This is a genomic window from Streptomyces sp. KR55 (assembly GCF_052245645.1).
Taxonomy (GTDB): Bacteria; Actinomycetota; Actinomycetes; order Streptomycetales; family Streptomycetaceae; genus Streptomyces; species Streptomyces flavusporus.
On sequence record NZ_JBQQCE010000527.1, the window covers coordinates 1 to 6,558 of the forward strand.

Sequence of the window (6,558 nt, forward strand, 5' to 3'; positions counted from 1 at the left end):
CGCCGATGCCGACGGCACTGTGGTGCGCACCTTCGGACGCGGCTTCCTCATCGGAGGCGGCCGCGGCTACTCGCTGCGCTGGACCACGCCCGCCGACGACTGGGAGGACACCGAGAACCAGCAGGCCCTGGACACCTTCCTGCGGACCTTCCGGACGCCCTCGGACTGAGCCCCCCGTTTCTGCCAGTCCGACGCGGAAACTCGCCCTTCATGGTGCAAATCGGATACACGATGATGACCGAACAGGCCGCCCCCGTGAGCTCGTCGACCATGTGGTGCGCGCCGAGGAGGCGGGCTTCGACTTCTCGGTGACCTCGGACCACTACTTTCCGTGGCTGCGTTCGCAGGGTCACTCCCCGTACGCGTGGAGCGTGCTGGGCGCGGCGGTGCAGGCGACGTCCCGCATCCCGCTGATGACGTACGTGACGTGTCCGACCTTCCGCTACCACCCGGCGGTGGTGGCGCAGAAGGCAGCGACCGTGCAGCTGTTGTCGCAGGGCCGGTTCCGGCTCGGGCTCGGGTCGGGTGAGAACCTCAACGAGCATGTGGTGGGCGGTGGTTGGCCGTCCGTGGACGTGCGGCACGAGATGCTCGAGGAAGCGGTCCACATCCTCCGGGAGCTCTTCGCGGGCGGCCATGTGACCCATCGCGGCACGCACTTCGACGTGGAGTCGGCCCGCCTCTGGGACCTGCCCGACGAGCCGCCGCCCATCGGCATCGCCGTCTCCGGAGAACGTTCCTGCGCGCTGGCCGGCAGACTCGCCGACCTGGTCATCGCGACGGAACCGAAGCCGGGGCTGCTGGACGCCTTCGACCGGCACGGCGGTGCGGGCAAGCCGCGCGTGGGCCAGCTGCCCGTCTGCTACGACCCCGTCCGCGACACCGCGGTCAAGCGGGCGCATGCGCAGTTCCGCTGGTTCGGCAGCGGCTGGAAGGTGAACGCGGAGCTGCCGCACCCGGACTCCTTCGAGTCGGCCACCCAGTTCGTCACACCGGACGACGTCGCCGACTCGATCCCCTGCGGTGACGACCCGGAGGACTTCGTCGCAGCCGTACGCCCGTACGCCGAGGCCGGGTTCACCGAGATCGCCCTGGTGCAGATCGGCGGCGAGTCGCAGCCGGACTACCTGGACTGGTCGGCGAAGACCCTGCTGCCCGCACTGCGCGACGCCCTTGACTGAGCATCACTCGTACAACGGGGTACCAGGGCTCTCTACGACCGCTCTGGACCGGGAGACGGAGCAGGGCGGTGGCTGAGCAGCCCCGGTCGGTCGGTGCCGCCGCCTCGCTGTCCGTCACCGGCTCGTATGGTGGTGCCGCGTCCACATCGGCAGGGCGTACCAGCACAGCAGGTACCACACGAGCACGGCGGTGACCAGCCACGGCACATAGGGGTTGTGGGTCGCCACCCTCAGGATGAGCAGCAGCGAGCAGGTCATGGTGGCGAGCAGCAGGACCAGCCCCACGAAGGTCAGCCGGGACGCCCACGTCACCGCCTGCGGTTTCACCCGTCGGCCGGAGACGAGGCGGTGCAGGGAGACCGGTCCGATCAGTGCGCCGGTCGCCGCGGCGCCCAGGACGACGGTCACGATGTAGATCGTCTGGTCCGTGTCCTCCAGGGTCCGGTACGTGGGGGTGAACACGACGGTGAGCAGGAAGCCGAACAGGATCTGCACGCCCATCTGCGCAACGCGGACCTCCTGGATGAGCTCCCCCCACATGCGGTCGGCTCTCTCCTCCTCGGTCTCGTTGCGCCCCCTGGGCCTGCTCGGACTGCCTTCCGTGATCGACACTGTTCCTCCCGGTGCGAACGACCGACGTCCTTCCCACCCGGGTTCCCCGTGCGCGCCAGAAGTGTCCGGGCAACCGACGGTCCGCCGTGCGGTCGTCCCGCGGTCACCCGGACACCCGCCGGACAGCGGCTACCAGCGGCCCTCCACCTGGTCCTTGATCCGCCGGTCGTAGAGGTCCTGGATCGCGGTGAGCGTGGCGTCGGGCAGGGCGGGCAGCCTGGCGGCGGCCGCGTTGGCGCGGGCCTGCTCCGGTGAGCGGGCCCCGGGGATCACCGTGGTCACGCCGGGCTGCTGGACGATCCAGCGCAGCGCCAGTTGGGCGGGGGTGTACCCGTCGGGGGCGAGGGCGGCGAACTCGGCGGCGGCCTCGACGCCGGTGGCGTAGTCGACGCCGGAGAAGGTCTCGCCCTGGTCGAAGGACTCGCCGTGCCGGTTGAAGGTGCGGTGGTCGTTCGCGGGGAAGACGGTGTCCTTGGTGTACTTGCCCGACAGCAGGCCCGAGGCCAACGGCACCCGGGCGATGATGCCGACGCCGGCCTCGCGGGCGGCCGGGAGCACCTCGCGCAGGGGCTTCATGCGGAACGGGTTGAGGATGATCTGCACGCTCGCCACGTTCGGGCGGGCGATCGCGGTCAGTGCCTCGGCACAGGTCTCCACGCTGACGCCGTACGCGGCGATGCGCTCCTCCTCGACGAGGGTGTCCAGGGCGTCGAAGACCTCGTCCGAGGAGTAGACGGGGGTGGGCGGGCAGTGCAGCTGGACCAGGTCGATGCGGTCCACGCCGAGGTTGCGCCGGGACCGGTCGTTCCAGGCGCGGAAGTTGTCGAGGACGTAGTTCTCGGGGATCTGGTCGACGCGGCGGCCCATCTTGGTCGCGACCAGCACGTGCAGATCCGGCCGACTGCTCAGGAACGTGGCGATGGTCTGCTCGCTGCGTCCGTCGCCGTAGACGTCGGCGGTGTCGAAGAAGGTCACTCCCGACTCCGCCGCGGCCTCCAGCACTGCGAGGGCTTCCTTGTCGTCGACGTCGCCCCAGTCGGCACCCAACTGCCAGGTACCGAGGCCGACGACGGACGCATGCTGACCCGACCTGCCGAATTCACGCTCATCCATGGCGTCAGTCTGTCACCCGGCACGCCCGCGCAGCTGACGTAACCGCACTTGGTTTCAAACGATACCGTATCGAATGAACGGATAGCTGTAGTGTGACGTCATGACCGCCGACGTTCCTCACCGAACCACCCCCTCGCACGCGACCGACCGCCCCGGGGATGAATCGCCATTCGCGCTCGGCCTGCTGCTGCGCCGGGCACACTTGCGTGCGGCCACGGTGATGACGGAGGCGCTCCGGCCGCTCGGCATCGAGTTGCGGCATTTCGCCGTGCTGATCGAGCTGGTCAACCACGGGCCCACGGTGCAGCGGGACCTGGCGACGGCGACAGGGTCGGACAAGGCGGGAATCATGCGGGTCGTGGACGACCTGGAGCGCAGAGGGCTGGCTGTACGCAAGACCGTTCCGGGGGACCGGCGGGCGCGGGCAGTGGAGATCACGCCTCAGGGACGCGAGCTTTTCGATACAGCCCATGTGGCGGCGGAGCCGCTGGCTGAGCGTCTGGTTGCCGAACTGGGGCCCGGCGAGCCCGAGCAGCTGAGGGATCTGCTGACCCGGTTCGCCTATCCCGCAGACGGTGAGGCGTAGGCGCGCCCGCGCGACGGTTGCCTGCCACGTGGGCGCGCTTGCGCCTCATGGGGCCTACACGGCGAGACGCTCCGCGAGCTCCTTGGCCTTGGCGGCCGCGTCCTCGAAGGCGCGCTTGCGGGAGGCCTCGTAGAGGGGAACCAGTTCCGACATGGCCGGGTTGCGGGGGGCCATGGTGAGTTCCGGGACGATGAAGTCGACGTCCAGGCCGAGGGTGCCCTTGAGGACGGCCTCCAGGTAGTTCTGTACGAACTCGTAGCCCTCGCGCGGGGTGCCCGGCGCGTAGGAGCCGCCGCGGCTGGCGACGACGGTGACCGGGGTGCCCTGGGCGGAGGGGGTCTCGCCCGAGGTGCGGCCGAGCAGGATCACGTTGTCCAGCCACGCCTTGAGGGTCGACGGGATCGAGTAGTTGTACATGGGGGCGCCGATCAGGACAGCGTCCGCCTGCTCCAGCTCCTCGATGAGCTGCACGCGCGCGGCGAACGCGGCGGACTGCTCCGGGGTGTGCTCGGACGGGGCGGCGAAACCGGCGGACCAGGCGTCGGCGGTGATGTGCGGGACAGGGTCGGCGGCGAGGTCGCGGTAGATCACCGTGCCCTCCGGGTGCTGCTCCTCCCAGGCCTTGCGGAAGGCGTCCGCGACCGATCGGGACGAGGACGCCTCGCCGGGGAACACGGACGAGTCGATGTGCAGCAGCGTGGCCATGGACTTTCTCCAAAGAGTGGTGCCCGAGGCGGGGAACCAAGGACTGAGGATTCGTACTCGACGATAGTTAAGCACGAGATGGTATTGAGTGATACTATCGCAAGTGAAACGAGAAGGGGAGGGTGCGTTGAGCAGATGGGAGTTAGGTGATCATGGACGTCTATGAGGCGGTCACAAGCCGACGGGCAGTGCGCGGATTCACCGACCGGCATGTCCCGAGGGAGGTGCTGGAGCGCGTGCTGTCCGCCGCGGCCTGGGCACCGTCCGCATCGAACATCCAGCCGTGGCACGCCTACGTGCTGACCGGCGCGCCGCTGGCCGAACTCAAGAAGCGCGTCGGCGAGCGCCTGGCCGCAGGCGACCCCTGGGACGAGCCGGAGTACGAGCAGTACCCGCCCGCACTGAAGTCCCCCTACAGCGAGCGCCGATCCGCCTTCGGCGCGCAGCGCTACGGCGCACTCGGTATTGCGCGCGAGGACCTGGAGGCGCGCCAGAGGGCCGCTTCCGCGAACTGGGACTGTTTCGGCGCGCCCGCCGCCCTGTTCTGCTACATCGACCGCGACATGGGCCCGGCCCAATGGTCCGACGTCGGCATGTATCTGCAGACCGTCATGCTGCTGCTCCGCGCCGAAGGGCTGCACAGTTGCCCGCAGATGGCGTGGGCGAAGTATCGCAAGAATGTCGCGGAGGTCCTCTCACCCCCGGACGAGCTGATCCTCTTCTGCGGCATGTCGATCGGGTTCGAGGACGTCACGGTGGATCACCCCCGCACGGGCCGGGCGCCGCTCGACGAGACGGTCACGTTCGTCGACGGTTACTGACACCGCCCGCCCTCAGCCGACGTGGCGGGCCCTTACAGCAACGGGTCGTCCGTCGCCGCGGTCGCGCCGTGGCGGGCGCGGATGAGCGCGATCACGGTGTCGGTGGTGCGGTCGAGGTAGCTGCGGCCGTCGGGCAGCCGGGCCTCCGGGCTGATGTAGCTGCGCGGCCCGAGGTGAGTGGCCGGGTCGAGCCGATGCACGGTGATCTTCCCGGCGCGGCGGGCGCGGTTCCATCCGCTGCGGCGGAACAGCCGCCAGCGCTGAGGGAACATCCAGGTGCCGACCCGCTCGATCCGGTCGCTCGCACTGGTGAGCTGATGCACGTGCTCGGCCTGCGTGACGTCGTTGGCGCCGTTGTGGAACCCACCGAGTGTGATCACCATGAGCGGGGAGCGCAGCTGGGTGCGCAGTTCGTCGACCGCGCCCGTGGCGACCTGGGCGCCGCCGCTGTAGCTGAGCAGCACCACCGGGATACCGCTGTCGGGCTGGTAGCCGGCGAGCCGGAGCTGCGTGGCGATCTGGGAGCCGACGGCCCGGTTGTACAGGGGCCGGTACCGGTGGTCGGCGGCGACGAAGATCTGCATGACGTTGTGCAGGAACAGCAGCAGCCCGATGTGACGGCGCAGCCACGCCCACACCGGCCGGTCGGCGAGCGGGTCGGCCAGCGGCGAGTAGGGCTGCACCTGGCCCAGCACCCGCAGCTCCGGCGCTCCGGCGATCACGGCCTTGACCAGCTGGCCGCCGTCCCGGGTGTCGCGGAAGCGGCGTTTGCCGATGCCGTCCAGGTAGACCAGGTAGGCATCCGGGGGACTGTCAGGGGCCGCACCCCGGGCATAGGGCACGCCCTCCGGGAGCTCGGTGACAGGGGCCCGCCAGCCGGCGCTGTAGGCCATGACCTCGTAGCGGGCCAGCAGTCCTTCGGCGAGCAGAACCGGCCCCAGCGCGCAGACCCAGAGCAGGACATCGTTCATGCGATCGCCTCCGGTGCCCTCGTCGCACTGATCCTCACGACCAGACGGCGAACGCCCTCCACAGCAACACCGAGACCGGCCCCGGCGACGGCCACGCAACCGGCGGCGCCCCACCAGCCGAGCCCGGTCGCCGTTGCGAGCGGGCCGGCCAGACCGGCCCCGACGCCCACAAGGAGCAGCAGGTGGAGCAGGGGCCCGAGCAACGGGAAGGCAAGGACGGCAGCGAGCACCAGCGGGGCGACCAGGCTCGGTGTCCACTCCAACCCGGCGCCTGGCGGTGGAGAGGACAGCACCAGCTCGGCCAGGGTCAAGGCGGTCAGCGGCCACAGCGCGAACACGGCACCCTCGACGAGGCCGGCGGGCAGCAGCAACCCGGCCACAAAAGTCCTGGACATGCCGGGCCGGCGCGCTACCAGAGGGACGATGCGTCCGGCGGCCTCCGACAGCCCGGCGAACAGCAGCAGGACAACGACGACGGGTGACATCACTCAGCCTCGCTGTGACGGATCGACGGGAGACGACTGACGGACCGAGCCGGCCGCTTGCAGGTACCGCTCGAGTTCGTCGGC

7 protein-coding genes and 2 pseudogenes are annotated in these 6,558 nt (G+C 69.9%); 4 read left to right on the forward strand and 5 right to left on the reverse strand.

What is annotated here, in order from left to right; all coding sequences use genetic code 11:
• Nucleotides 1–169 (forward strand): annotated as a pseudogene (locus ACTWQJ_RS44180) (serine/threonine protein kinase); the annotation flags it as partial.
• Nucleotides 170–210: 41 nt separating this feature from the next.
• Nucleotides 211–1,181: pseudogene (locus tag ACTWQJ_RS44185) on the forward strand (LLM class F420-dependent oxidoreductase).
• Nucleotides 1,182–1,295: 114 nt separating this feature from the next.
• Here ACTWQJ_RS44185 and ACTWQJ_RS44190 read toward each other — a convergent pair.
• Together ACTWQJ_RS44190 and ACTWQJ_RS44195 are read right to left on the reverse strand one after the other, a co-directional pair.
• On the reverse strand, nt 1,296–1,793 hold the full coding sequence (locus tag ACTWQJ_RS44190; RefSeq protein ID WP_385516453.1) for a DUF6328 family protein: 498 nt from the start codon (nt 1,791–1,793) through the stop codon (nt 1,296–1,298).
• 129 nt (nt 1,794–1,922) lie between these two features.
• Entirely contained in the window at nt 1,923–2,906 is a 984-nt protein-coding gene (locus ACTWQJ_RS44195) for an aldo/keto reductase (RefSeq protein WP_443312043.1), read from the reverse strand.
• A gap of 100 nt (nt 2,907–3,006) precedes the next feature.
• Between ACTWQJ_RS44195 and ACTWQJ_RS44200 the strand changes: the two genes are divergently transcribed.
• Nucleotides 3,007–3,492 (forward strand): MarR family winged helix-turn-helix transcriptional regulator, encoded by a 486-nt coding sequence (locus ACTWQJ_RS44200; RefSeq protein ID WP_443312044.1) that lies wholly within the window; start codon nt 3,007–3,009, stop codon nt 3,490–3,492.
• Between the two features lie 54 nt (nt 3,493–3,546).
• Here ACTWQJ_RS44200 and ACTWQJ_RS44205 read toward each other — a convergent pair whose 3' ends face one another.
• Nucleotides 3,547–4,197 carry an FMN-dependent NADH-azoreductase gene (locus ACTWQJ_RS44205; RefSeq protein ID WP_443312045.1) on the reverse strand — a complete coding sequence of 217 codons (651 nt, stop codon included), beginning with the start codon at nt 4,195–4,197 and terminating at the stop codon, nt 3,547–3,549.
• A gap of 152 nt (nt 4,198–4,349) precedes the next feature.
• Here ACTWQJ_RS44205 and ACTWQJ_RS44210 point away from each other — a divergent pair, with 152 nt between their 5' ends.
• A complete protein-coding gene (locus tag ACTWQJ_RS44210) occupies nt 4,350–5,018 on the forward strand; it encodes a nitroreductase (protein WP_443312046.1) in 669 nt (222 codons plus the stop codon).
• A gap of 32 nt (nt 5,019–5,050) precedes the next feature.
• Here ACTWQJ_RS44210 and ACTWQJ_RS44215 read toward each other — a convergent pair whose 3' ends face one another.
• Complete coding sequence (locus ACTWQJ_RS44215) at nt 5,051–5,989, reverse strand: hypothetical protein (RefSeq protein ID WP_443312047.1); 939 nt, start codon at nt 5,987–5,989, stop codon at nt 5,051–5,053.
• Nucleotides 5,986–6,474 carry a hypothetical protein gene (locus ACTWQJ_RS44220; RefSeq protein WP_443312048.1) on the reverse strand — a complete coding sequence of 163 codons (489 nt, stop codon included), beginning with the start codon at nt 6,472–6,474 and terminating at the stop codon, nt 5,986–5,988. The genes ACTWQJ_RS44215 and ACTWQJ_RS44220 overlap by 4 nt, the downstream gene beginning before the upstream one ends.
• Nucleotides 6,475–6,558 lie beyond the last annotated feature (84 nt).

Coding starts and splice junctions, on each gene's coding strand:
- ACTWQJ_RS44195 (WP_443312043.1), bottom strand. CDS start 2,906: ATGGATGAGCGTGAATTCGGCAGGTCGGGTCAGCATGCGTCCGTCGTC.
- ACTWQJ_RS44200 (WP_443312044.1), top strand. CDS start 3,007: ATGACCGCCGACGTTCCTCACCGAACCACCCCCTCGCACGCGACCGAC.
- ACTWQJ_RS44205 (WP_443312045.1), bottom strand. CDS start 4,197: ATGGCCACGCTGCTGCACATCGACTCGTCCGTGTTCCCCGGCGAGGCG.
- ACTWQJ_RS44210 (WP_443312046.1), top strand. CDS start 4,350: ATGGACGTCTATGAGGCGGTCACAAGCCGACGGGCAGTGCGCGGATTC.
- ACTWQJ_RS44215 (WP_443312047.1), bottom strand. CDS start 5,989: ATGAACGATGTCCTGCTCTGGGTCTGCGCGCTGGGGCCGGTTCTGCTC.
- ACTWQJ_RS44220 (WP_443312048.1), bottom strand. CDS start 6,474: ATGTCACCCGTCGTCGTTGTCCTGCTGCTGTTCGCCGGGCTGTCGGAG.